The sequence below is a fragment of the Streptomyces sp. CNH189 genome (assembly GCF_000527195.1).
On record NZ_AZUS01000009.1, the window covers coordinates 85,461 to 109,475 of the forward strand.

The 24,015-nt window shown below is 70.8% G+C and carries 22 protein-coding genes and 1 pseudogene; 2 read left to right on the plus strand and 21 right to left on the minus strand.

Annotated features, from left to right (window positions below; genetic code table 11):
• Positions 1 to 291: 291 nt before the first annotated feature.
• From B100_RS0114475 to B100_RS0114530, 12 genes are all read right to left on the minus strand, one after another.
• Positions 292 to 3,150, minus strand: a complete 2,859-nt coding sequence (locus B100_RS0114475) for a DEAD/DEAH box helicase (protein ID WP_024885162.1) — start codon at positions 3,148 to 3,150, stop codon at positions 292 to 294.
• A 45-nt stretch (positions 3,151 to 3,195) separates the two neighbouring features.
• Positions 3,196 to 4,086 carry a diacylglycerol kinase gene (locus B100_RS0114480; RefSeq protein ID WP_024885163.1) on the minus strand — a complete coding sequence of 297 codons (891 nt, stop codon included), beginning with the start codon at positions 4,084 to 4,086 and terminating at the stop codon, positions 3,196 to 3,198.
• Between the two features lie 30 nt (positions 4,087 to 4,116).
• Positions 4,117 to 4,986, minus strand: coding sequence for a twin-arginine translocase subunit TatC (gene tatC / locus B100_RS0114485; protein WP_051489995.1), 870 nt, complete (start codon positions 4,984 to 4,986; stop codon positions 4,117 to 4,119).
• 92 nt (positions 4,987 to 5,078) lie between these two features.
• The gene (tatA, locus tag B100_RS0114490) at positions 5,079 to 5,360 is read right to left on the minus strand and encodes a Sec-independent protein translocase subunit TatA (protein ID WP_024885165.1); all 282 of its coding nucleotides are present in this window, start codon (positions 5,358 to 5,360) and stop codon (positions 5,079 to 5,081) included.
• A gap of 246 nt (positions 5,361 to 5,606) precedes the next feature.
• Positions 5,607 to 5,801 (minus strand): hypothetical protein, encoded by a 195-nt coding sequence (locus B100_RS0114495; RefSeq protein ID WP_024885166.1) that lies wholly within the window; start codon positions 5,799 to 5,801, stop codon positions 5,607 to 5,609.
• 9 nt (positions 5,802 to 5,810) lie between these two features.
• Positions 5,811 to 6,104: a hypothetical protein gene (locus B100_RS0114500; RefSeq protein ID WP_024885167.1), complete on the minus strand. Its 294-nt coding sequence runs from the start codon at positions 6,102 to 6,104 to the stop codon at positions 5,811 to 5,813.
• Positions 6,105 to 6,135: 31 nt separating this feature from the next.
• The gene (locus B100_RS0114505; RefSeq protein WP_078540921.1) at positions 6,136 to 7,131 is read right to left on the minus strand and encodes a helix-turn-helix transcriptional regulator; all 996 of its coding nucleotides are present in this window, start codon (positions 7,129 to 7,131) and stop codon (positions 6,136 to 6,138) included.
• Between the two features lie 18 nt (positions 7,132 to 7,149).
• Positions 7,150 to 8,103, minus strand: coding sequence for a WYL domain-containing protein (locus B100_RS0114510; protein WP_024885169.1), 954 nt, complete (start codon positions 8,101 to 8,103; stop codon positions 7,150 to 7,152).
• A 123-nt stretch (positions 8,104 to 8,226) separates the two neighbouring features.
• Positions 8,227 to 8,598 carry an FKBP-type peptidyl-prolyl cis-trans isomerase gene (locus B100_RS0114515; RefSeq protein ID WP_024885170.1) on the minus strand — a complete coding sequence of 124 codons (372 nt, stop codon included), beginning with the start codon at positions 8,596 to 8,598 and terminating at the stop codon, positions 8,227 to 8,229.
• Positions 8,599 to 8,660: 62 nt separating this feature from the next.
• Positions 8,661 to 9,662, minus strand: coding sequence for an FKBP-type peptidyl-prolyl cis-trans isomerase (locus B100_RS0114520; protein WP_024885171.1), 1,002 nt, complete (start codon positions 9,660 to 9,662; stop codon positions 8,661 to 8,663).
• A gap of 137 nt (positions 9,663 to 9,799) precedes the next feature.
• Positions 9,800 to 11,161 carry a Pup--protein ligase gene (gene pafA / locus B100_RS0114525; RefSeq protein ID WP_024885172.1) on the minus strand — a complete coding sequence of 454 codons (1,362 nt, stop codon included), beginning with the start codon at positions 11,159 to 11,161 and terminating at the stop codon, positions 9,800 to 9,802.
• A 9-nt stretch (positions 11,162 to 11,170) separates the two neighbouring features.
• Complete coding sequence (locus B100_RS0114530) at positions 11,171 to 12,430, minus strand: MFS transporter (RefSeq protein WP_024885173.1); 1,260 nt, start codon at positions 12,428 to 12,430, stop codon at positions 11,171 to 11,173.
• Between the two features lie 89 nt (positions 12,431 to 12,519).
• On the opposite strand from B100_RS0114530, the gene B100_RS0114535 reads away from it, so the two are divergent.
• Positions 12,520 to 13,521, plus strand: a complete 1,002-nt coding sequence (locus tag B100_RS0114535) for a LacI family DNA-binding transcriptional regulator (protein ID WP_024885174.1) — start codon at positions 12,520 to 12,522, stop codon at positions 13,519 to 13,521.
• Positions 13,522 to 13,962: 441 nt separating this feature from the next.
• Here the strand turns inward: B100_RS0114535 and prcA are convergent, their stop codons facing one another.
• The 6 genes and pseudogenes from prcA to arc form a co-directional block, all read right to left on the minus strand.
• Positions 13,963 to 14,712 carry a proteasome subunit alpha gene (gene prcA, locus B100_RS0114540; RefSeq protein WP_024885175.1) on the minus strand — a complete coding sequence of 250 codons (750 nt, stop codon included), beginning with the start codon at positions 14,710 to 14,712 and terminating at the stop codon, positions 13,963 to 13,965.
• Between the two features lie 59 nt (positions 14,713 to 14,771).
• Positions 14,772 to 15,617, minus strand: coding sequence for a proteasome subunit beta (prcB, locus tag B100_RS0114545; protein ID WP_024885176.1), 846 nt, complete (start codon positions 15,615 to 15,617; stop codon positions 14,772 to 14,774).
• Positions 15,569 to 15,760 (minus strand): annotated as a pseudogene (locus B100_RS36445) (endonuclease domain-containing protein); the annotation flags it as partial. The gene prcB and the pseudogene B100_RS36445, both read right to left, overlap by 49 nt.
• Before the next feature lie 143 nt (positions 15,761 to 15,903).
• Positions 15,904 to 16,122, minus strand: a complete 219-nt coding sequence (locus B100_RS0114555) for a ubiquitin-like protein Pup (protein ID WP_024885178.1) — start codon at positions 16,120 to 16,122, stop codon at positions 15,904 to 15,906.
• 198 nt (positions 16,123 to 16,320) lie between these two features.
• Complete coding sequence (gene dop, locus B100_RS0114560) at positions 16,321 to 17,832, minus strand: depupylase/deamidase Dop (RefSeq protein ID WP_199785249.1); 1,512 nt, start codon at positions 17,830 to 17,832, stop codon at positions 16,321 to 16,323.
• A gap of 231 nt (positions 17,833 to 18,063) precedes the next feature.
• On the minus strand, positions 18,064 to 19,830 hold the full coding sequence (gene arc / locus B100_RS0114565; RefSeq protein ID WP_024885180.1) for a proteasome ATPase: 1,767 nt from the start codon (positions 19,828 to 19,830) through the stop codon (positions 18,064 to 18,066).
• 252 nt (positions 19,831 to 20,082) lie between these two features.
• Here arc and B100_RS0114570 point away from each other — a divergent pair, with 252 nt between their 5' ends.
• Positions 20,083 to 20,382 (plus strand): ferredoxin, encoded by a 300-nt coding sequence (locus B100_RS0114570; RefSeq protein ID WP_024885181.1) that lies wholly within the window; start codon positions 20,083 to 20,085, stop codon positions 20,380 to 20,382.
• Between the two features lie 81 nt (positions 20,383 to 20,463).
• On the opposite strand, the gene B100_RS0114575 is transcribed toward B100_RS0114570, so the two are convergent.
• The 3 genes from B100_RS0114575 to B100_RS0114585 form a co-directional block, all read right to left on the minus strand.
• A complete protein-coding gene (locus B100_RS0114575) occupies positions 20,464 to 21,042 on the minus strand; it encodes a hypothetical protein (protein ID WP_024885182.1) in 579 nt (192 codons plus the stop codon).
• Positions 21,043 to 21,272: 230 nt separating this feature from the next.
• Positions 21,273 to 22,175: a tRNA (adenine-N1)-methyltransferase gene (locus B100_RS0114580; RefSeq protein WP_024885183.1), complete on the minus strand. Its 903-nt coding sequence runs from the start codon at positions 22,173 to 22,175 to the stop codon at positions 21,273 to 21,275.
• A gap of 61 nt (positions 22,176 to 22,236) precedes the next feature.
• On the minus strand, positions 22,237 to 23,850 hold the full coding sequence (locus B100_RS0114585; RefSeq protein ID WP_024885184.1) for a site-2 protease family protein: 1,614 nt from the start codon (positions 23,848 to 23,850) through the stop codon (positions 22,237 to 22,239).
• Positions 23,851 to 24,015 lie beyond the last annotated feature (165 nt).

Below are 24,015 nucleotides of genomic sequence, written 5' to 3' on the forward strand. Positions count from 1 at the left end.
CGCTCGGAAGCGCTCCACGATCCGGCGCCGTTCGAACACACTGCGTGACCGCGCACGGACGTACGACGACCACGCACCGTCACTGGTGAGGCGCTCCCCGGGCGGCGGGCGGCACACCGGGGTGACCGGGCGAGGGACCAGGGCGACGGGGGCGGGACCCCCGGGCGACCTCATCCTGCCCGCCCGGTCCCCCGCTCAAGCCCCCGCACGGGAGCGCACTCAGCGCGGAAGCCCGGCGCGCGAGGGGCGCACCGGGCTTCCGGGCGGAACGTCGGGCGGGGATCGAGAGGGTCAGCCCACGGAGGAGTAGGCCACCACCCCGCGCAGCAGACCGTCGACCGCCTTGCGGGCGTTCTTCGCGACCGTCGAGTTCTCCGTGACCGGGGCGGCGGCGGAGATCTGGCCCAGCACGTCGATGACCTGCTTGCACCAGCGCACGAAGTCACCGGCCGGCATCTCCGCCTCGCGCAACACCTCGTCCAGGCCCTTGCCGGAGGCCCACATGTAGGCGGCCCACGCGAAGCCCAGGTCGGGCTCGCGCTGGCCCACACCCTCGGTCTGGCTGATCCGGAAGTCCTCCTCCAGGGCGTCCAGCCGGCCCCAGATGCGGACCATCTCACCGAGCGCCGCCTTCGCGTTGCCCGAGGGCAGCTTGGGCGCCATCGCGTCGTCGGCGACCCGCGACTCGTACACCAACGCCGACACGCACGCGGCGAGTTCGGCGGGGCCGAGCCCCTCCCAGACCCGCTCGCGCAGGCATTCGCTGGCCAGCAGGTCGAGTTCGCCGTACAGCCGTGCCAGCCGCTTGCCGTGCTCGGTGACCTCGTCGCCGCGCAGGTAGTCCATCTCGGTCAGCAGCGCCACGATCCGGTCGAAGGTACGGGCGATGGTGTTCGTCCGGCCCTCGATGCGCCGCTCCAGCTGCGAGGTGTCCCGCATCAGCCGGTGGTAGCGCTCGGCCCAGCGGGCGTGGTCCTCGCGGTCCTGGCAGCCGTGGCACGGGTGCGCCCGCAGCGCCTTGCGCAGCCGCGCGATCTCCCGGTCGTCGGCCGCCTGGGAACGCTTCTTGTGGTGCCGGTCCGGCACGATGTGGCCGGCCTTGGTGCGCAGCGCGGAGGCCAGGTCCCGACGGGACTGCGGGGATCGCGCGTTGAAGGACTTCGGGATGCGCATCCGCTCCAGCGGCTCCACCGGCACCGGGAAGTCGATCGACGCCAGCCGCTTCACCTGCCGCTCGGCGGTCAGCACCAGCGGGCGCGGACCGTCGTGGTACTCCACGCCCCGGTGACCGTTGGTGCGGCCCGCGGGAAGCCCCGGGTCGAGCACCAGCGCCAGCCCGGCGTACTTGCCGGTGGGCACGTGGATGACGTCACCGGGCTTGAGCTTCTCCAGCGCGACGGCCGCCTCCGCGCGCCGCTGCGCGGTGCCCTGCCGGGCCAGCTCGTTCTCCCGGTCCTTCAGCTCGCGGCGCAGCCGGGCGTACTCCTCGAAGTCGCCGAGGTGGCAGGTCATCGTGGCCTTGTAGCCCTCCAGACCCTCCTCGTTGCGCTGCACCTGGCGCGAGATGCCGACGACCGACTTGTCCGCCTGGAACTGCGCGAACGACGTCTCCAGCAGCTCCCGCGACCGGTGCCGCCCGAACTGCTCGACCAGGTTGACCGCCATGTTGTACGACGGCTTGAAGCTGGAGCGCAGCGGGTAGGTGCGCGTGCCGGCCAGTCCCGCCAGGTGCTCGGGGTTCATGCCGCGCTGCCACAGCACCACCGCGTGGCCCTCGACGTCGATGCCACGGCGGCCGGCCCGGCCGGTCAGCTGGGTGTACTCGCCGGGCGTGATGTCGGCGTGCTGCTCGCCGTTCCACTTGACCAGCTTCTCCAGCACCACGGAACGGGCGGGCATGTTGATGCCGAGGGCCAGGGTCTCGGTCGCGAACACGGCCTTGACCAGCCCGCGCACGAACAGCTCCTCGACGACCTCCTTGAAGGTCGGGAGCATGCCGGCGTGGTGCGCCGCTATGCCGCGCTCCAGGCCCTCCAGCCACTCGTAGTAGCCGAGGACGTGCAGGTCCTCGGCCGGGATGGAGGCGGTGCGCTCCTCGACCAGGTCGCGGACCTTGACCCGCGCCTCCTCGTCGTTGAGGCGCAGGCCCGCGTACAGGCACTGCTGCACCGCGGCCTCGCAGGCGGCGCGGCTGAAGATGAACGTGATGGCGGGCAGCAGGCCCTCGGAGTCCAGCCGCTCGATGACCTCCGGCCGGCTCGGCGTCCACACCCGCGAGCGCTGTCTGCGCTCCCGCTCGCGGTCGGCCTCCCGCATGTTGTTGCGTCCCCGCCTGCGGTCGCCCCAGGACGGGCGGCTCGCCTCCAGCCGGGCCATGCGGGTGAGGTCGGGGTTGACGGCCTTCTTACGGCCCTCCCCCTCCTCGAACAGGTCGTAGATCCGGCGGCCGGCCAGTACGTGCTGGAACAGCGGGACGGGCCGGTGCTCGGAGACGATCACCTCGGTGTCGCCCCGGACGGTGTCCAGCCAGTCGCCGAACTCCTCGGCGTTCGACACGGTCGCCGACAGGGAGACCAGCGTCACGGACTCCGGGAGATGGATGATCACTTCCTCCCACACCGCGCCGCGGAAGCGGTCGGAGAGGTAGTGCACCTCGTCCATCACCACGTACCCGAGGCCGAGCAGCGTCTGCGACCCCGCGTAGAGCATGTTCCGCAGGACCTCCGTGGTCATCACGACCACGGGGGCGTCGGAGTTGACGCTGTTGTCACCGGTGAGCAGGCCCACCTTGTCGGAGCCGTAGCGGCGGCTCAGGTCGGCGTACTTCTGGTTCGACAGCGCCTTGATGGGGGTCGTGTAGAAGCACTTCTTGCCCTGCTGGAGGGCCAGGTGGACGGCGAACTCGCCGACGATCGTCTTGCCGGATCCGGTGGGGGCGGCGACCAGCACACCCTTCCCCGCCTCCAGGGCTTGGCAGGCCTCGATCTGGAACGGGTCGAGGCCGAAGTCGTACATCTCGCGGAAGGAAGCGAGCGAGGTGGCCTGCTCGGCAGCGCGCCTGCGTGCTGCCGCGTACCGCTCGGCCGGTGAGAGATCCTCTGTCATCGTGCTTTCGAGCGTACCGGGCCGCACCGACAACAGGACGATCATTATCCGGATCGGCCGCGTGAGGTGGGAGAACGCCGGGGAACGCCCCTAGGGACCGACCACGCGCACCGCCCCCGGCACACAGGTGGCGGTGAGCGGCAGCGGCCCCACGAACTCGCCGTCCGCGTAGCCGGTGACGTCCTCGGCGACCAGTTCCACACTCGCCGCCCGCAGCACCGTCACCACGGGATGGTCGACGTGCGTCCCCCGGTAGACCCGCGGGAACACCTTCAGCAGCGTGGCCCGGCTGCACTCGCCGACCACCGTGATGTCGAACAGCCCGTCGGTGAGGTCCGCCCCGGGGCAGATCCGCATGCCGCCGCCGTACGAGGGCCCGTTCCCGACCGCCACCAGCGTCGCCTCGACCTCGCGGACCTCGCCGCCGTCCAGGGTGATCCGGTACGGCAGCGGCCGGAAGGCGGCCAGCTCGGCGAGCATCGCCACGTCGTACTTGAAGCGCCCGAGGGGCGCGCGCATCCGGTTGCCGCGGTCGTTGACCCGGGAGTCGAAGCCGGAGGCGAGCACGGCGCCGAACCACCGGTCCCCGATCCTGCCCAGGTCGATGTCACGGACCCGTCCGCTCTTGAGGGCGTCGGCGATCATCCGTCCGGCCGTGGCCGGTTCCCGCAGCGGCATGCCGAGCGCGCGGGCGAAGTCGTTGCCGGTCCCCGCGGCCACCAGGCCGAACGGGGTGCCGGTGCCGACGACGGCCTGCAGGGCGAGGTTGGCCATGCCGTCGCCGCCGACGGCGATCAGGGCGCCGGTGCCCTCCTCGACGGCGGCACGCGCCCGGGACAGCGCGTCCGCGGGGTCGTCGCCGGTCACGGTGCGGACCTGGAAGCCGGCGTCCCGCAACGCGGAGGCGGCCGGACGCGCCGCGCGGGCGCCCCGGCCGCCGCCCGCGGTGGGGTTCACGAAGAGGGTGATCTCGCTGGTCACGGAGTGACCCTACGAGCATCCGGGCCGTCCTCAGGTCACGTCGTCATAACCGTTGACCCGGTCCCTGGTCGTCTGCTCGGGCAGCGCCTTGACCGGTTCCGCCGGTTCGACGTCCTCCGGGGTCAGGTCCAGCTCGGAGGCCTCGTCGTCGGCGAGTCCCTCGGACTCCCGGCGCTCGCGCCGTCTGTCGTTCAGCAGGGAGAAGCCCACGGCGAAGAAGAACAGGACGATGATCGGCACGGACAGCGCGAGCATGCCCACGGGGTCGGTGGTGGGCGTCGCGACCGCGCCGAAGACGAAGACGCCCATGACGACACCGCGCCACCAGCCGACCATCCGGCGGCCGGAGACGATGCCGACCATGTTCAGCATGACCAGCAGCAGCGGGAGCTCGAAGGCCAGCCCGAAGATCAGCACCATGCGGATGGTGAAGTCGAGCACCTCGTCGAGCGACAGGATGTTCGCCGATCCCCCGGGCGTGAGGCTCAGCAGCACCTTGATGCTGACGGGAAGGATCACGTACGAAAGGAGGGCGCCGCCCGCGAACAGCGGCACGGCGGCCGAGACGAAGACGTAGGTGTACTTCTTCTCGTGCTTGTGGAGTCCGGGCGCGACGAAGGCCCAGAGCTGGTAGAGCCACACCGGGCTGGAGACGACCAGGCCGGCCATCAGGCTCACCTTGATCGTCGTGGTGAACGGCGACGTCAGCGTGTTGAACGACACGATGGCGCAGTTGCCGCCGTCGCTGTTCGTCAGGCTGTCGCACTTCGGCACCGGCTCCGCGAGGAACTGCATGAGCTGCTCGCTGTAGAACGCGGCGACGACCGACACCACGACGATCGCGAGCACGGCCTTGGCCAGGCGGTTGCGCAGCTCGCGCAGGTGATCCACGAGCGGCATCCGCCCCTCGGGGTCCCTGTCCTGTTGGCGGGCAGACTTGAGCAACCCACGTTCCCATCTCGTGCAGCGGGCCGGAGGTCACCGGCCCTGCGTCAGCGCTTGGTCGTGTCCGTCGGCTCCGTGACCGGGCGGGAGCTGGTCACGTCGCCGGGGGCGGCCTGGATGGTGCGCTGCGCCGGGGGCTGCTCGCCGGTGGCCGGCGGGTCGGCCGGAGCGGAGGACTTGTTGTCCTCCTTCATCGCCTTCGCCTCGCTCTTCAGGATGCGGGCGGACTTGCCGAGCGACCGCGCCATGTCGGGAAGCTTCTTCGCACCGAACAGCAGGATGATGACGACGAGGATCAGAATGATCTCGGTAGGTCCGAGCCGTCCCATAAGTCTCTACCTTCTCACCGAGGCGGGTGGGTGGGTGGCTGTCCGACCGGTCGGACATGCGTCCGAAGGACGGTGCAGACAGCGATCGTAACGCCCAGAGGTAAACGTCCGGCAATCCCTGTGCGTACTCCCGTCCGCGGTCCGGGCCTCGTTATCCGGGCCGCGATCAGCAGCGTACCTGCCGGGGCCCGGACGGTGACAGGGCGGCGACGGCGTCTCCGCGGACGGCGGGTGTGCCGGTCGACGTCACAGGGCCTCGGCGGACCGGACCGTGCTCGCGGCGGCGCGCTCCAGGTCCTCGGCCGCGCGGCCGATGCGCCGGGCCGAGTCCGCGACCTGCCTGCCGAGGCGCTCCGCCTCGACGAAGACCCGGACGGCGAGCACTGCGAGCACCAACAGCCCCAGGAATCCCAGGGCGACGGCGAACATCGGCCAGAACATGGGTCGAGCCTAGACGGTCGAGTGCAGCCGCAGGGTACGCACCCCGCCGCCGGTCAGCAGCTCCACGATCCGCTCCCCCGCCGGCTTGCGGACGGCCGAGCCGCACTCGGGGCAGGTGAAGGAGTAGAACGTGGTGCGGCTGCTGGCGCCGATCGCCAGCCGCAGCGCGCTCGCGGCGAGTTCGAAGCGTCCCCGGCAGTCCGGGCAACCCGCCCGGAACATCACCGGGGCCACGCTCCTCATCCCGGCGAACGCGGACGCCGCCGTCATGCCCCGTGCCCCTTCGGTCGCCGACTCGCTCAAAGCACTCGCTCCTGCCTGTCGTCCTGCCCGGTCATCCGGCCGCCTCGACCCCGTCGTACGCCGCCAGCGCCTCACGGGCCGCCCGGCGGGCGCTCTCGGCCAGCTCCTGCGGTGCCACGATGCGGCCGTCACGGCCGAGCCGCAGGGCCAGCCGTCTGAGCGACGTGGGGTCGGGGGTGCGCAGGGTGATACGGAGCCCGCCGTCGGGAAGCTCATCGGCGCTGTCGTGCGGGTAGTACTCGGCGACCCAGCGGCCGCCCGGCCCGACCTCGACCACCACCTCCGGGTCCTCGGCCGCGGGCTGCACCAGCCCCTCGGACAGGTCACGCAGCTCCACCTCGGGCGGCGCGGACGGCTCGTCGAGGATTTTGATCTCGGCGACCCGGTCCAGCCGGAAGGTGCGGCGCGCCTCGGAGCGGCGGCACCACGCCTCGACGTAGGTGTGGCCGACGCTGACCAGGCGGATGGGGTCGATCTCCCGCTCGGTGACCTCGTCGCGGGCCGGCGAGTAGTAGCGGATCCACAGTCTGCGGCGCTCGGCGATGGCCCGGTCGACGTCCGCGAAGACTCCGCCCTCGGACTCGAAGGTCACCGACAGCCGGGAGCTGGCGCCCGCCGCCTCGCCGGCCGCGGTCTCCACCTTGGCGGTGGCCCGCAGCAGCGCCTGCCGGTCGCTCTCGCGCAGCCCCGGCAGGGTGGCCACGGCGCGGGCGGCGACGAGCAGCGCGGTCGCCTCGTCGGCGGCCAGGCGCAGCGGCTCGGCCGCGTCGGCGCCCAGGGCGGCAGGGTTGTGCCACCAGATGCGCTCGCCGTCGGTGTCGATGTCCAGCAGGTCGCCGCCACGGAAGCTGGTGCCGCACATGGGCAGCACGTCGAGGTCGGAGACCAGCTCGTCCTCGGTGATGCCGAAGGCGCGTGCCACGTCCTCGATGCGGGCGCCGGGGCGCTCGCGCAGATACGTCACCAGGGAGAGCATCCGCCGGGTCTGGTCGATGGCGTTCACGGGCCTGACCGGTTTGCCTGCCACGTCTCTGTCCGCTCCCCCTCAGCCCTTGGCCACGGCACGCAGCCGGTCCACCACGTCGGCCCGCAGCTCGGCGGGCTCCAGGACCACCACGTCGGGCCCGAACTCCACCAGCCAGGCGTCCAGGCCGTGCCCGTACGGAATCTCCAACTCGTCCCAGCCGTTCCCGAGTTCCCGGACCGATGTGGCCTTGGCCCGGAGCGGGAAGCCGGCGTCGGAACGCAGCCGGATGCGCGCCGAGCGGTCGGCGGTCTCACCCGCCCAGCTCGCCACGGTCTCCCGCACGGTGACGACGTCCGGCACCGGGACGGTGAACCGGCCGGCGCGCGAGCGCACCTTGCCGGTGATCCGGGAGAGCCGGAAGACGCGCTCGGCCCCGCGGTCGCGGTCCCAGCCGGCCAGGTACCAGTGGCCGCGCCAGCACTCCAGCGCCCACGGCTCGACGTGCCGCTGCTCGGGCTGGGCGGCGTTGGCCTTGCGGTAGTCGAAGATCACCGGCCGGCGGTCGCGGCAGGCGAGCATCAGCGGCTCGAACGCGGCCTCGTGCACCGGGATGCGCGGCTCCAGCGCGCTGTGTGCGCCGTACGGGTCGACGTCCTCGGGGAGTCCGGCGGCGCGCAGCTTCTGCAGGGCGCCACTGGCCGCCCCGGCGAGCCGGGCCTGCTGCCACACCTTCGCGGCGAGCCCGAGGGCGGCGGCCTCCTCGGCGTCCAGGGTGATGGGCGGCAGCCGGTTGCTGTCCCGGCGGGCGAGGTAGCCCGTCTCGCCCTCGAGGTTCTCGACGGTCTCGATGACCAGTCCGAGTTCGCGCAGGTCGTCCTTGTCGCGCTCGAACATCCGGTTGAAGGAGTCGTCGGAGCCCGCTTCGAGGTACGCCTCGATGGACTCGCGCAGCTCGCGCTTGCTGAGCGGCCGGCGGGTCCCGAGCAGACACAGCGCCAGATTCATCAGCCGCTCGGCCTTGGCAATGGCCATCGACGCGCTTCGCCTCCCTATGGTGCTTACGACCGATGACCGTACCGCCCCGGAGTGGCGCGGTAAAAGCCGAGGGCCCATGCCCGGACAGGCATGGGCCGTCGGCGATCGACTCCGGTCGGATCAGACGCCGAGCAGGTCGACCACGAAGATCAGGGTCTCACCGGGCTGGATCGCCGGGGTGGGGCTCTGGTTGCCGTAGGCGAGGTGGGCGGGGATGGTCAGCTGGCGGCGGCCGCCGACCTTCATGCCCTGCACGCCCTGGTCCCAGCCCTTGATGACCCGGCCGCCGCCCAGCGGGAAGCGGAAGGGGGTGCCACGGTTCCAGCTGGCGTCGAACTCCTCGCCGGTGCTGAAGGCCACGCCCACGTAGTGGACGGTGACGGTCTGGCCCGCCTTCGCCACCTCGCCGTCGCCCTCCCAGATGTCCTTGATCTCGAGGTCCGCCGGGGGCTCGCCGCCCGGGAAGTCGATCTCGGGCTTGTCGATGCTCACGTCTTACGCTCCTGCTTGTCTACGGTTGGGCGAACACGCACAGTCTTGCACCCCGGCGGGGCTCACAGCTTCGCGAGGATGTCCACGGAGAAGACCAGCGTGGAGTCCTTCTTGATCTCGCTGCCCTGCGGCGGGTTGTCGCCGTAGCCCAGCTCCGGCGGGATGACGACGAGGACGCGGCTGCCGACCTTCTTGCCGGTCAGGCCCTGCGCCCAGCCCTTGACGACCTGCTGCAGCGAGAACGACGTCAGCTGGCCCCGGCCGTACGTGGAGTCGAACTCCTTGCCGCCGTCCCACAGCACGCCCTTGTACTGCACCAGGACGCTGTCCTCGGCGCCGACCTTCTCACCGTCGCCCTCGATGACGTAGTTCGCCACGAGCTTCTTCGGCGGGTCGCTGTCGGGCACCTCGATGGAGGGTGCCTTGCCGTCGGTGTTGGTGCCGACCTTGGGCAGGTCGATGTTGTCCTGGGCGACGTCGGTGCCCTTGGCAGAGCTCTTGGCGTTGAACGTGTCCCGCACGTCGACCACGAACACCAGCGTGTCGGTGCCCTTGATGCCCGCCTGCGGGTTGCCCTGCTCGCCGTACCCCCAGGTCGGCGGGATGGCCGTCTGGACGCGACTGCCGGTCTTCTTCCCGACGAGCGCGTAGCGCCAGCCGTCGATGATCGTGCCCTGGGCGAGCTGGATGGCCAGCGGGGTCCCGCGGTCGTAGGAGTTGTCGAACACCTTCGCGGTGCTCCACACCTGGCCCAGGTAGTCCGCGACGACGAAGTCGTTCTCCGCGATCGTCCTGCCGCCGCCCGCGATGACCGTCTTGACCGCGATGTCCTTGGAGGGCTCGCCGCTGCCCTTCGCGACGGTCGGCTTCTCGCCGAACTTCGTCCCGGCCGTGATCGCCGGCAGCGGACCGTCGACGATCTTCGGTGAGGGGGCCGCCGACGTCTCAGGCTCCGAGGGCGAGGCGGTCTCGCTTGCCTTGCCGGAGTCGGACTTGTCGTCGCCGCACGCGGCGAGGGTGGCGAGTCCGGCGGGAACGGCGATGAGGAGTGAGCGTCGGCGCACGGTGGGGGCCTCGTAATCATCGATCTTGTGGATGGCGTGCGCGCAACTCTACGGCGTGAGAAGGGCGCCGCACGTGTAACGTACGGCGCCCGTGTGACGTTCCGGGAGTTTCGGCGACTCCTGCGGAGACGTGCTTCTCACATGCCGGCGATCAGCTTCTCCACCCGCTCGTCGACCGAACGGAACGGATCCTTGCACAACACGGTGCGCTGCGCCTGGTCGTTGAGCTTGAGGTGCACCCAGTCGACGGTGAAGTCACGGCGCTGCTCCTGGGCGCGCCGGATGAAGTCGCCCCGCAGCCGGGCCCGAGTGGTCTGCGGCGGGACGGACTTGCCCTCGAAGATCTTCAGGTCGTTGCAGATCCGGGCGGCTTGTCCCTTCTTCTCGAGCAGGTAGTACAGGCCACGACGGCGGTGGATGTCGTGGTAGGCGAGGTCTATCTGCGCGACCCGCGGGTGCGACATGGTCATGTTGTGCTTGGCGCGGTAGCGCTCGAGCAGCTTGTACTTCATGACCCAGTCGATCTCGGTGCCGATGCGGTCGAGGTCCTCGGCCTCGATCGCGTCCAGCGTGCGGCCCCACAGCTCCAGCACCTGGTCCACGGTGCCGGTGCGGATGCCGCGGCGCTCGCAGAAGTCCACCGCCTTCTCGTAGTACTCCCGCTGCACCTCCAGGGCGGAGGCCTCGCGGCCGCTGGCCAGGCGCACCTTGCGGCGGCCGGTGATGTCGTGGCTGACCTCGCGGATCGCCCGGATCGGGTTCTCCAGGGTGAGGTCGCGCATGACGGTGCCGGCCTCGATCATGCGCAGCACCAGGTCGGTGGCGCCGACCTTGAGCAGCATGGTCGTCTCGGACATGTTCGAGTCGCCGACGATGACATGGAGCCGGCGGTAACGCTCGGCGTCCGCGTGCGGCTCGTCGCGGGTGTTGATGATGGGACGGGAGCGGGTCGTCGCCGAGGAGACGCCCTCCCAGATGTGCTCGGCGCGCTGGCTGACGCAGTACACGGCGCCGCGCGGCGTCTGCAGTACCTTGCCGGCCCCGCACAGCAACTGCCTCGTCACCAGGAACGGGATGAGGATGTCCGCGAGCCGGGAGAACTCCCCGTGCCGTGCGACGAGATAGTTCTCGTGGCACCCGTAGGAGTTGCCGGCCGAGTCGGTGTTGTTCTTGAAGAGGTAGACGTCGCCCGCGATTCCCTCCTCGTGCAGGCGTCGTTCGGCGTCCACCAGGAGTCCTTCGAGAATGCGCTCGCCGGCCTTGTCGTGGGTGACCAGTTCGGTCACGTTGTCACATTCCGGCGTTGCGTATTCCGGATGTGACCCCACGTCGAGATAGAGGCGGGCGCCGTTCCGCAGAAAGACATTGCTGCTTCGGCCCCATGACACGACACGGCGGAAGAGGTACCGCGCCACCTCGTCAGGCGACAGGCGGCGCTGTCCCCTGAACGTGCACGTGACGCCGTACTCGTTCTCCAGCCCGAAAATGCGGCGGTCCATGAGGGAACATTACGCCCGATCCCCCGAACTGAAACGAGGTTCGGGGGCACGGTTCGGATCATTTTCCGAACCGGCCGCGATCACCGCCCTCTTGGCCGGAACTGCCAATACCCGTCCTGTGGCGATCAAAACCAGCAGCGACACGCCGCCCGCCGCACCCGGTACGGCGAAGCCCCACACGGGGCCGCCCGCCTCGACCACCGGGCCGGTCACACCGGTCCCGAGCGACGCGCCGACGGTGAACGTGGTCACCAGCCAGGAGAACGCCTCGGTGACCGTGCCGCGCGGGGCGTGCCGGTCCACCAGCACGAAGGCACAGGCGATCGCCGGGGCCAGGAACAGACCGGCGACCACGGTCAGCAACGTCATGGCCACCGGCCCCGGTGTCAGCATCAACGGCAGGTAGCACAGCGCCAGCAACGCCACGATCACCTGGAGACGCCGCGCGGGCTCCCCGGCCCACTGCCGCGCCCCGTAGGCCATGCCGCCGATCAGGGCGCCCAGCCCGATCGCCGCCATCAGCCAGCCGTACACGGCGTCCCCGCCGTTCTCGTCCGCGTAGGTCACGGCGGCCACGGTGATGGACCCCAGGGCCATGCCCACGGCCAGGAAGGCACCGAGCAGCGCCAGCAGCCCCGGCGAGCGCAACGCGCCCAGCCAGTGCGCCTCACGCGGCGCCGACCGCCAGGCCCGCGAGGGCGGCGAGACGACGACGGACAGAGCCCCCAGCACACCGATGACGTTGAGGACGAGCAACGCGGCCTGGGCCGACCACAGGGAGGTGCACACCGTCACGAGCAGCGGCCCGACGGTGAACATCACCTCCTGGGCCACGGCATCCATCGCGTACGCCCGGTGCACGTGCTCCTCCTTGGGGAGCACGGTGGACCACAGCGCTCGCAGCCCGCCCTCCAGCGGCGGAGTGAACAGTCCCGCCAGGGCGACTGCGCCGTACGCCACGACCAGCGACCCGGTCCCCACGAAGGCGAACACGGCCATGGCCGCCGCGGACAGCAGCGCGGCCGGCAACTGCACCCGGGGCTGCCCCTTCAGGTCGACCAGCCGCCCGAGCACCGGCTGCCCCACGGCGTTGGCCACGCCGTACACGGCGGCGAGCGCGCCGGCCAGGCTGTACGTCCCGCCCTCCGCACGCACGAACAGCACCACGGCGATGGCGGCGGTCGCGTTCGGCAGCCGCCCCACGAGCGTGCCCACGAGCAGCCGGGTGGCGTGCCGTGCCCGGAGGATCTCCAGGTATCCCGTCGCCACGCCGGCTCCTCCCAGGGAAGTTTTACGTATAACTAAGCCCTCCATACGTACCATGACCGCTGTTCACCAGTCCAGACGAAGGAGCGACGGTGCCCAGAGCCAGCACCCGCCCCACGAGCCGGGACGTCGCCCGGGCCGCAGGCGTCTCCCAGGCCGCGGTCTCGCTGGTCCTGGGCGACAAGTGGCGCGGCCGGGTCTCCGAGACCACGGCGGAACGCGTCCGCGAGGCCGCCCGCACGCTCGGTTACCGCCCCAACCTCGCGGCCCGCAATCTGCGGCTGGGCCGCACGCGCACGGTGCTGCTGGTCGTCCCCGCCCTGACCACGGAGTTCTTCGCGGGCGTCTACACCGGCGCGGCGCGCGTCGCCTCCCGCCACGGCTTCGGCGTCGTGCTCTACCCCTCCCCCGAGGGCATCGGCCCGGCCCGTGACCCGTTCGCGTCCGCCCAGGCGGCGCTGGACGGCGTCATCGCCTCCTCCATGGCCGCGGAGGCCCTGACCGCGATCCGGGGCGACCAGTTGCCCCTGGTCATGCTGGACAGCGACCCCGCGGTGGGCGGGGCCACGGTGAACCTGGACATCGCCGACGGGGTCCGTCAGGTGGCCGAGCACCTTCTCGGGCTCGGTCACCGCCACTTCCTGCACCTCGGCGCGGACGTACCGTCCTGGACCTTCGAGGTGCGCACACGGGAACTGGAGGCGCGGCTCCGCCGCGTGCCGGGCACGTCTCTGCGCACGGCGCGCTCGCCGATCTCCATCAAGGGGGCGGAGGAGGCGGCGGAGGCCGCACTGACCTCCGGGGACCGGGTGACGGCGGTCATCTGCGACGACGACCAGCTGGCGGCCGGCCTGTACAAGGCCGCCCGCCGGCTGGGACTGCGCGTCCCGGCGGACCTCTCGGTCACGGGGATGGACGACCTGGCGCTCGCCACGGCGATCGATCCGGAACTCACGACGGTCCGCCTGGACGCCGAGCTGTTCGGGGAGCGGGGCATGCAGGCGCTGCTGGCCGTCCTGAACGGCGAGCAGCCCTCCGCAACGGACATCCCGGTCCACCTGGAGGTCCGGGGTTCGACGACCCGGGTCCCGTGACCACGGGGCGTGGGGGCGGGCCGGGGGGTGTTCACGCACCTGGCGCTGACAGGGTGCCGCCTCGCCCACCCTCCCTCACTCTCGGCTCCGCTCGAGCGGGGGGACCCCCATCGCCCCAGCGGCACGACTGCCCGCAGTGGGCGGGCATGGCCGCACGCGGCTGGCGGCAGGCGCGCCGCGAGCGGCGGAGGGCGATGGCTCGCCACGGCGTTGGAGTGGCCGCGTACGGCGGGGTGGGGGTGGGCGCCCGCAGCGGCTGGCGCGTCAGCGCCGTTCACCCATCAACGTGCTTCGTCGCGCCAGACCGAGGACGACCGCCCCACCCCGACCCCGCACCACCACGCCCGCCGTGGGCGCTACGCCCGCCCCCCACCGCAACCCTGCGCCGCAGGCATCAAACCTCAACCCCCACGGCGCCGCGCCCCACCACAACCGTGCGGGTTACTCCACGTCCCCGCCGGAGTCCTCGGACGGAGGCGTCTCCGCGCCACCGGCCGCCTCCAGCAGCCGCACCAACTGCCGCCCCTCGATCCGCTTGAACTTCCGCTTCTGCGGCCGCGTCCGATCCAGCACCGCCACCTCCAGCCGCTCCGCGGGAATCTCCCGCTCACTGCCGTTGGTGTCCCGGGACAACGACTGCACCGCCAGCTTCAACGCCTCCGCCAGGGTCATCCCGTCCCGGTGCCGCTGGTCGAGGTACCCGCTGATCTGCTCCGCGTTACCCCCCACCGCCACCGAGCCGTGCTCGTCGACGATCGACCCGTCGTGCGGCAGCCGGTAGATCTGGTCGCCCTCCGCGGTCTCCCCGACCTCGGCCACCACCAGCTCCACCTCGTACGGCTTCTCCCCCACGCTGGAGAAGATCGTGCCCAGCGTCTGGGCGTACACGTTCGCCAGACCCCGGGCCGTCACATCGTCACGGTCGTAGGTGTACCCGCGCAGATCCGCGTACCGCACACCACCGATCCGCAGGTTCTCGTACTCGTTGTACTTGCCCGCCGCGGCGAACCCGATCCGGTCGTAGATCTCGCTGAACTTGTGCAGCGCACGGGACGGGTTCTCACCGACGAACACGATCCCGTCGGCGTACTGCAGCACGACCAGGCTGCGGCCACGGGCAATGCCCTTGCGGGCGTACTCCGCCCGGTCGGCCATCGCCTGCTGAGGTGAGACATAGAACGGCGTCGACACCGGTTACCCGTCCCTTTCTGTAGAAGTCACTGGATCACCCTGAACTACAGGCCCCTGAACTACAGCAGCGAGGCCCGCGGCCCGTCCGGCTGCTCCAGCCGCCGCTCCAGCACGGACCGGGCGATGTCCGACGCCTCGTCCTCGGTGAGCCGGCGGTAACCGTCCTCGGTGATCACGGTGACGATCGGATAGATCCGGCGGGCGACATCGGGACCGCCGGTCGCCGAGTCGTCGTCTGCCGCGTCGTACAGCGCCTGGACCACCAGCGTGGTGGCTTCGGCCTCGCTCAGGTCGTCCCGGAACAGCTTCTTCATCGCACCGCGCGCGAAGATGGATCCGCTGCCGGTCGCGGCGTACCCGTGCTCCTCGGACCGCCCGCCCGTGACGTCGTAGGAGAAGATCCGCCCCTTCTCCCGGTCCACGTCGTACCCGGCGAAGAGCGGGACCACGGCCAGCCCCTGCATGGCCATGCCCAGGTTCGAGCGGATCATCGTCGACAGCCGGTTCGCCTTGCCCTCCAGCGACAGCTGCGCGCCCTCGACCTTCTCGAAGTGCTCGAGCTCCAGCTGGAACAGCTTGACCATCTCGACGGCCAGACCGGCCGTACCGGCGATGCCGACCGCCGAGTACTCGTCGGCCGGGAACACCTTCTCGATGTCCCGCTGCGCGATGACGTTCCCCATGGTGGCCCGGCGGTCGCCCGCGAGGACGACACCGCCCGGGAAGCTGACGGCGACGATGGTCGTGCCGTGCGGCGCCTCGATCACGCCCTGCACGGGCGGCAACGTCCTCCTGCCGGGCAGCAGCTCCGGCTGGTGATCGGAGAGGAAGTCCATGAAGGAGGAGGAGCCCGGCGTCAGAAAGGCAGCCGGCAGACGCCCGGTGCCAGAAGTGTTGGCTTCCACGAAGTTCCTTCCAGGTAGGCAGCTGCCCGACGAACAGCGTCGGGATCATCTCCCAACTTGCCGATGGCCGAATTGCAGTTGAAGCACATTACGCCACGGACCCTACCCGCCCCACAGCAATGATCCACATTCACGACAACAGCTTCTGGAGCGACCGGGCCGCACGCCTCAGAGCCGAGCGAACGCCGCCCGCGGCCGGCCACCGGGCCGACCGCGAACAGCGCTCCGTCCACCGTGTGTCTCTCGCCGCGCGGCTGCCGCACCGGCACCGGCGAAGCCGGTGAGGCTACTCGCCGCCCTTCTGCACGAACGACCGCACGAAGTCCTCGGCATTGGCCTCGAGCACGTCGTCGATCTCGTCCAGGACGTCGTCCACGTCGTCGCTCAGCTTCTCGTGACGCTCCTTGAGGTCCTCCGAAGCCTCGGTCTCCGCCGCCTGCTCCTCGACCTCCTCGGTGGACCGCGTGGCCTTCTGCTGTCCGCCGCCGGTGTCCTTGGTCGCCATCACCCTCACCCCGCTCGGTTCGCCCGACACAGTTGCTGGTCAAGATCAGACCCTACAAGCCGGGTCCGACAATGCCCCCGCAGTTGCTCCAACGTACGGGGACCACCTCGATGATTCCCGGACGGGCGGTTTTCCACCCTGTCCGGCCGGTCCGTCCCGGATACCCGCAGGTACCCCGCGCGACGGCGGCTCACCCGGTCAGCCGCCGGACAACACCCTGACCAGGTCTTCCGCCGTCCGGCAGCGGTCCAGGAGTGCCTTGACGTGATTACGCGTTCCGCGTAGCGGTTCCAGGGTTGGCACCCGCTGCAGCGAGTCCCGGCCCGGCAGATCGAAGATCACCGAGTCCCAGGACGCCGCCGCCACGTCGTCCGCGTACTGCTCCAGGCACCGCCCGCGGAAGTACGCCCGGGTGTCCTCCGGAGGCGCCGTGCGGGCCCGCTCGACCTCGGTCTCGTCCAGCAGCCGCTTCATCCGTCCCCGGGCCACCAGACGGTTGTAGAGGCCCTTGTCGGGACGCACGTCGGCGTACTGGAGGTCGACCAGGTGCAGCCGGGCCGCGTCCCAGTCGAGGCCGTCCCGGCGCCGGTAGCCCTCCATGAGCTCCCGCTTGGCGACCCAGTCCAGCTCGCCGGCCAGGCTCATCGGGTCGTTCTCCAACCGGGTGAGCGTGTCCTCCCAACGGGTGAGGACGTCCCTGGTCTGCTCGTCCGCGTCGGCCCCGAAGCGTTCCTCCACGTACTTGCGGGCCAGCTCGTAGTACTCCATCTGGAGCTGCACCGCGGTCAGCGTCCGGCCGCTGCGCAGCGTGACCAGGTGCTTCAGCGAGGGATCGTGCGACACCTGGTGCAGCGTCCGCACCGGCTGGTCCACCGCCAGGTCCACCGCGATGAACCCGTCCTCGATCATCGACAGCACCAGCGCGGTCGTGCCGAGCTTCAGATAGGTCGAGATCTCGGAGAGGTTGGCGTCGCCGATGATCACGTGCAGGCGCCGGTACTTCTCGGCGTCCGCGTGCGGCTCGTCGCGCGTGTTGATGATCGGGCGCTTCAGCGTGGTCTCGAGGCCCACCTCGACCTCGAAGTAGTCCGCGCGCTGGCTGATCTGGAAGCCGTGCTCGTGGCCGTCCTGGCCGATGCCGACCCGGCCGGCGCCGGTGAAGACCTGCCGGGAGACGAAGAACGGCGTCAGATGGCGCACGATGTCCGAGAAGGGGGTCTCCCGCTTCATCAGGTAGTTCTCGTGCGTGCCGTAGGACGCGCCCTTGTTGTCGGTGTTGTTCTTGTACAGGTGGATGGGCTGGGCGCCGGGAAGCTGCGCCGCCCGCTCCGCGGCCTCCGCCATGATCCGCTCGCCCGCCTTGTCCCAGAGCACCGCGTCCCGCGGGTTGGTGACCTCGGGGGCGCTGTACTCCGGATGGGCGTGGTCGACGTAGAGCCGCGCGCCGTTGGTGAGGATGACGTTGGCCAGGCCGATGTCCTCGTCGGTGAGCTGGCTGGCGTCGGCCGTCTCCCGGGCGAGGTCGAAGCCTCGCGCGTCGCGCAGCGGATTCTCCTCCTCGAAGTCCCAGCGGGCCCGGCGGGCCCGGTGCATCGCCGCCGCGTAGGCGTTCACGATCTGGGACGAGGTGAGCATGGCATTGGCGTTGGGGTGGCCGGGGACGGAGATCCCGTACTCCGTCTCGATGCCCATTACTCGCCGTACGGTCATGCGGCCCTCCTTGCCCGGCGGCGTCCCCGGTCGGGGGCGCTGCTGTACCGCTGGCGCTCCGGTGCGTGTGCGGTGCCCGTCCCCGCACTGCGCGACTCGGCGGTACGGACGAGCCTAGAACGCCTTCGCCCTGGTGGGGAGATCATTTGCGTCATTGCTGTGCTCCAGCCGTGGCCCGAAAAGCAGTCGGCTGCGGGTACCCGACGTGGGCACCCGCAGCCGCCCTTGCTTTTACAGGTACTGACCGGTGTTCGCCACCGTGTCGATGGAGCGTCCGGTGTCCGCGCCCTGCTTTCCGGTGATGAGGGTGCGGATGTAAACAATCCGCTCGCCCTTCTTTCCGGAGATCCGGGCCCAGTCGTCCGGGTTGGTGGTGTTGGGCAGGTCCTCGTTCTCCTTGAACTCGTCCACGCAGGCCTGGAGGAGGTGGGAGACGCGAAGGCCCTTCTGGTTCTTCTCCAGGAAGTCCTTGATCGCCATCTTCTTGGCGCGGCCCACGATGTTCTCGATCATGGCGCCGGAATTGAAGTCCTTGAAGTACAGGACTTCCTTGTCGCCATTGGCGTAGGTGACTTCCAGGAAGCGGTTCTCCTCGGATTCCGCGTACATCTGTTCCACGGCGGTCTGGATCATGCTCTGGACCGTCATGGACCTGTCGCCGCCGTGCTCGGTGAGGTCGTCGCCGTGCAGCGGGAGGCGCTCGGTGAGGTACTTGCCGAAGATGTCCTTGGCCGCCTCGGCGTCCGGACGCTCGATCTTGATCTTCACGTCCAGCCGGCCGGGGCGCAGGATGGCGGGGTCGATCATGTCCTCACGGTTGGAGGCACCGATCACGACCACGTTCTGCAGGCCCTCCACACCGTCGATCTCGGCGAGCAGCTGCGGGACGATGGTGTTCTCCACGTCCGAGCTGACACCGGAGCCACGGGTGCGGAAGAGGGACTCCATCTCGTCGAAGAAGACGATGACGGGGGTGCCCTCGCTGGCCTTCTCGCGCGCACGCTGGAAGACCAGGCGGATCTGCCGCTCGGTCTCGCCGACGTACTTGTTCAGCAGCTCGGGGCCCTTGATGTTGAGGAAGAAGCTCTTGCCGGCGGCGACACCGGTGACCTCCGCGACCTTCTTGGCCAGCGAGTTCGCCACGGCCTTGGCGATCAGCGTCTTGCCGCATCCAGGGGGTCCGTACAGCAGGACGCCCTTCGGCGGCCGCAGCTCGTGCTCCTTGAACAGGTCCGGGTAGAGGTACGGGAGCTCGACCGCGTCGCGGATGGCCTCGATCTGGCCGCCGAGGCCGCCGATCTGCTCGTAGCCGATGTCGGGGACTTCCTCGAGGACGAGTTCCTCGACCTCGCTCTTCGGGACCACCTCGTAGACGTAACCGGAGCGGGGCTCCAGCAGCAGGGCGTCACCGGGACGGATGGTGACGTCCATCAACGGCTCGGCGAGCCGCACCACCCGCTCCTCGTCGGTGTGCCCCAGCACCAGGGCGCGCTCGCCGTCCTCGAGGATCTCCTTGAGGGTGACGATCTCGCCCACACGCTCGAATTCCATGGCCTCGACCACGTTGAGCGCTTCGTTGAGCATCACTTCCTGGCCGCGCCGGAGCTCTTCGAGCTCGACGCTCGGGCTGACGTTCACCCGCAGCTTGCGGCCGCCGGTGAAGATGTCGGCCGTGCCGTCCTCGTTCGCCGTGAGGAAGACACCGAAGCCTGCCGGGGGCTGAGCGAGCCGGTCGACCTCCTCCTTGAGGGCCACGATCTGGTCGCGGGCCTCACGGAGCGTGCCTGCGAGTCGTTCGTTCTGGGCGGACACGCCGGCCAGATTGGTCTGCAGCTCGACGATCCGCTCTTCGAGAATTCTCGTGTGCCGCGGAGAGTCGGCGAGCTTGCGTCGCAGGACGGCGATCTCCTGCTCAAGGTAGGCGATCTGCCCGGCCGGGTCCTCGGACCCGCTTCCCGGGCGGATGCCGCGGTTCATGTCGTCGTCGTGGGCTGCCACGGTCCTCACCTCCTCCAAGGGGAGCTGGACGCTTCCAGACCCTACCTGGGCGGGTGTCGATTGAAACCCCTAGATCACAAAGACGGTCGGGGTGTGTCCGATCTTCACCCTTGCGCTCTCCCTCACGCCAGGGGAATACCCATCGAAGATGATCGGAACCCTGGCGGCGGTAGGGTCGAAGTGTTCAACACCCGTCAGAGCTGGCCGGATTCCCGTACGGCTCGGCGCAGCAAAAGGGCAGGAGAGACGATCGTGCAGCAGCAGGCCGCAGTCGCGGGCGAGGACCTGGAAGTCTGGATCGACCAGGATCTGTGTACCGGCGACGGCATCTGCGCCCAGTACGCGCCCGAGGTGTTCGAGCTGGACATCGACGGTCTCGCCTACGTGAAGAGCGGCGAGGACGAGCTGCTGCAGGACAAGGGCGCGACAACGCCCGTCCCGCTGCCGCTCCTCACGGACGTCATCGACTCCGCGAAGGAGTGCCCGGGTGAGTGCATCCACGTCCGCCGGGTTTCGGACAGCGTCGAGGTGTACGGACCGGACGCCGGGTGACCGCCGTCGCACGACGCGTCACAGGTGACTGATTTCCTCACGCGTCCAGGCGTACGCCCGCCGCGCGCGCCCGCGTGCGGGTCACACGCTCCGGGCGTCGGACGGCGCGGAGCGTACGAAAGCGCCGTTCTCCCAGCGCCACTTCACGCTCTCGCGGACGTCGGGGCAGCAACGGGGCACGTCGGTGGACGAGTAGCCCAGCAGCGTGGCGACGACGTCTCCGGCGCGCACGGTGAAGTCCTCGACGTTGCTGCGGTCCTTGGGGTCGACGAGGGTGGCCACCACGCGCGGCCGCGTGCCGTCGGCCGCCTGGGTGAGGACGTACACGCCGTCGGGCGGGGTGCCCATCGGGGCGTCGCAGTGGACCGCCGCGACCGTCTCGGGGCGGCCGTCGCCGTCGAGGTCGCCGGACGCCTGCTTCTTCACCACCACCTTGACGGGGCCGCAGTCGAGCGGGAACTCGACGTCGGCCGGGTCGGGCGGCAGCGTCTGCGCCGGGGCGTTCTTCGTGTGCGGGGCACCCGGTGCGGCGGCGGTCGCGGGATCGGGCTGCAGGACGGAGGAGAGCGCCACGACACCGGCGACGGCCGTGGCGGTGGCCATCCAGTGGATCGGCCGGGCGTGCGTGTGGGCGAGCTCCGGTACGGCGGAAGACTGCACGAGGAGTGTCTCCTGTGAGGGCTGTGCCGGTGGGGGTGGCCAGCATCGTGCCACACGTCACAGGACGGAGGGAACGGCGGGGTCCGCACCGGCCGCGCAAAGCATCCGCGACGCGCCGCCTTCGGGGGCGGCCGCGACCGTGCGTCAACGTGAAAGCGCCGTGGCGCAGTTCCCGGTGTCGTCCGGGAACTGCGCCACGGCGCCGGAGCGTTGGTGAGGTACGGACCGCGTCAGCGGCCGGCGCCTCCGTCGGCGTTGGGGCCGGCGTAGTCCTCGCCGTAGGCGCCCTTGGCCGGGCGGCGCCGGCGCATGGGCGGCTCGACACCGTCGGCGAGCCGGCGGGCGGTGAGCAGGAAGCCGGTGTGGCCGATCATCCGGTGGTCGGGGCGGACGGCCAGGCCCTCGATGTGCCAGTTGCGGATCATCGTCTCCCAGGCGGTCGGCTCGTTGAAGCAGCCGATCTCCCGGATGGACTCGACGGTCCGGGCGAGCTGGGTGGTGGTGGCGACGTAGCAGCACAGGATGCCGCCGGGCACCAGCGCCTTGGAGACGGCGTCCAGGCACTCCCAGGGGGCGAGCATGTCGAGGATGACGCGGTCGACGTCGGCGTCGGACAGGTTGTCCTGGAGGTCACCGACGGTGAGCTGCCAGGCGGGGTGCGGGCCGCCGAAGTAGCGCTCCACGTTCTGCCGGGCGATGTCGGCGAAGTCCTCGCGGCGCTCGTAGGAGTGCAGCATGCCCTGGTCGCCGATGGCGCGCAGCAGGAAGCTGCTGAGCGAGCCGGAGCCCACGCCGGCCTCCACGACGCGTGCGCCGGGGAAGATGTCGGCGAAGGCGAGGATCTGCCCCGCGTCCTTCGGGTAGACGACGGCTGCCCCGCGGGGCATGGACAGGACGTAGTCGGGGAGCAGGGGGCGCAGCGCGAGGTAGGCGACGTTCCCGGTGGTGCGGACAACGCTGCCCTCGGGAGCACCGATCAGTTCGTCGTGGGGGAAGGAACCCTTGTGGGTGTGGAAATTCTTCCCGGCCTCGAGCGTGAACGTGTAGTGGCGGCCCTTGGGGTCGGTCAGCTGAACCTGGTCCCCGACCTTGAAGGGCCCGCGCCTGCGGGCGGCACCGGTCGGTTCGGACATGTGACCAGCCTACCGGTCCGCGAAGGGCCCGCCGACCACGGCCGGTGCCCCGGGGTGCTCGCTAGGAGGGGCGGGCCATGGCCTTGACGAAGGCCCGCTCCACGTCCGCGGCGGACAGCACGCCGTAGATCTCGCCGGTGCCCTCGACGACGAGGTACTCGGTGGCGGGCGTCGCGCGCAGGGCGTCCAGCAGGTCCTCGCCGGCCAGTTCCGCGGAGACGCGCATGCCGTCGGTGAGGTCCTGGGCGAGTCCGCCGACCGGCACCCAGGGCCTGCGGTGTTCCGGTACGCCGACGATCGCGGCCTCGCGGACCAGGGAGAGCGGTACGCCGTCGGTGTCGACGACGACCAGGGCGCGGGCGCCCGCGGCGTTGGCCCGGCGCAGTGCCTCGGAGAGGGGCGTGTCCGTCTCCACGGGGACCGCGCGGCGGGTGAGGGTGCGGGCGCGCAGCTCGGGCAGGTGCTCGCGCAGGCGGGCCATGCGCAGGCTGTTCCCGGCACCGGTCCAGATGATCGCGGCGAGGATGGCCGCGAGCAGGGCGTCCAGGACGGTGTCCATGCCGACGTTGTCCACGGCGTCGGAGCCGAGCGCCCCGGACTGGGTGATGGTGAGCAGCGGCAGTCCGATCAGCACGCAGACGGCGAGGGCGCGTCCCACCCAGGCGGCGGCGACGGTGCCGGTCATGGGCTTGCCGGTGATCGCCCAGACGACCGCGCGGAGCATCCGGCCGCCGTCCAGCGGCAGGCCGGGCAGCAGGTTGAAGACGGCCACGATGAGGTTGGACACCATCAGGCCGGCCAGCAGGACGCCGGGGACGCTGCTCGGGTCCACGGCCTGCAGGGCGAGGTAGAAGAGGCCGGAGAGCACCAGGGAGAGCAGTGGGCCGACGAAGGCCAGCACGAACTCTCTGCCGGGGGTCTCGGCCTCCTTCTCGATCTCGGAGACGCCGCCGAAGAACTGCAGCTGGATGCGGCGCACCGGGAGCTTGAAGCGGAGGGCCGCGACGGTGTGGGCGAGCTCGTGCACCAGCACGGAGGCGTAGAAGGCCACCGCGAAGAAGAGGGAGACGAGGTAGCTGGCCGCGCCCAGCTCGGGCAGGACACGGTCGATCTGGCCGCCGAACACCCAGGTGATGAGGATCGCCACCAGGAACCAGCTGGGCGCCACGTACACAGGGACGCCGAAGGGCCGGCCCATCAGCAGGCCGCCCCGCCGCCTCTCCTCGGGGCGCTGCGGCGCGGGTCCCTTGGCGCCGGAGTGGGCGAACGGCCGGTCGGCGTGCTCCGGCAGCTGTCCGCTGCGGTCGCCGGCGGACCCCGGGGCCCGGGCGTCGGGGGCGGCGGACGGACGGTCCGCCGGGGACTCCTGGTGCGGCTCGGCACGCTCGTCCGGTGCGGCGGGACCGGTACCGGTGGTGTCGTGCGCGGGCCCGCTCGTGGTGCCGCGGGGGTCCTCGGCCGTGGGGCCGGACGCTGGGGTGTCGCCGTCCTCGGCCGCGGGCCCGGGGGCGCCGGGGCCGGCGGTGTGCGTCGGGTCGGGCTCCGGGGCGGCCGGGGTCGCGGGGGGCTCGCCGGTGGCGTGGGTGTCGCCGGTGGCCGGGGCGTCGGGCCCGGTCTGCTCGGCCGACTCGTCGTTGCCGGGCCGCGGCCGTCCGCGCCCGCCGCTTACGTCCACCGGTGTCCCCTCGTTCGCTGCGTCTCCCGCGCCTGCCGGACGGGAGGGTCCTGGGTCGATGGTATGCGGCGTCCGCCGCCCGTTTCGCCCCGGCACCCCTCTCTCTACCCCCTCCTTCCCCTTCTCTCCCTCCGGTCACGCCGCGTTGTCGGTGCCGGGCCGTAA

Excerpts from the sequence above, each read along its gene's own strand:
- tatA (WP_024885165.1), bottom strand. The coding sequence starts at position 5,360 with ATGGGACGGCTCGGACCTACCGAGATCATTCTGATCCTCGTCGTCATC.
- tatC (WP_051489995.1), bottom strand. The coding sequence starts at position 4,986 with ATGCCGCTCGTGGATCACCTGCGCGAGCTGCGCAACCGCCTGGCCAAG.
- B100_RS0114495 (WP_024885166.1), bottom strand. The coding sequence starts at position 5,801 with ATGTTCTGGCCGATGTTCGCCGTCGCCCTGGGATTCCTGGGGCTGTTG.
- dop (WP_199785249.1), bottom strand. The coding sequence starts at position 17,832 with ATGACCGTACGGCGAGTAATGGGCATCGAGACGGAGTACGGGATCTCC.
- pafA (WP_024885172.1), bottom strand. The coding sequence starts at position 11,161 with ATGGACCGCCGCATTTTCGGGCTGGAGAACGAGTACGGCGTCACGTGC.
- B100_RS0114510 (WP_024885169.1), bottom strand. The coding sequence starts at position 8,103 with ATGGCCATTGCCAAGGCCGAGCGGCTGATGAATCTGGCGCTGTGTCTG.
- B100_RS0114555 (WP_024885178.1), bottom strand. The coding sequence starts at position 16,122 with ATGGCGACCAAGGACACCGGCGGCGGACAGCAGAAGGCCACGCGGTCC.
- B100_RS0114580 (WP_024885183.1), bottom strand. The coding sequence starts at position 22,175 with ATGTCCGAACCGACCGGTGCCGCCCGCAGGCGCGGGCCCTTCAAGGTC.
- B100_RS0114475 (WP_024885162.1), bottom strand. The coding sequence starts at position 3,150 with ATGATCGTCCTGTTGTCGGTGCGGCCCGGTACGCTCGAAAGCACGATG.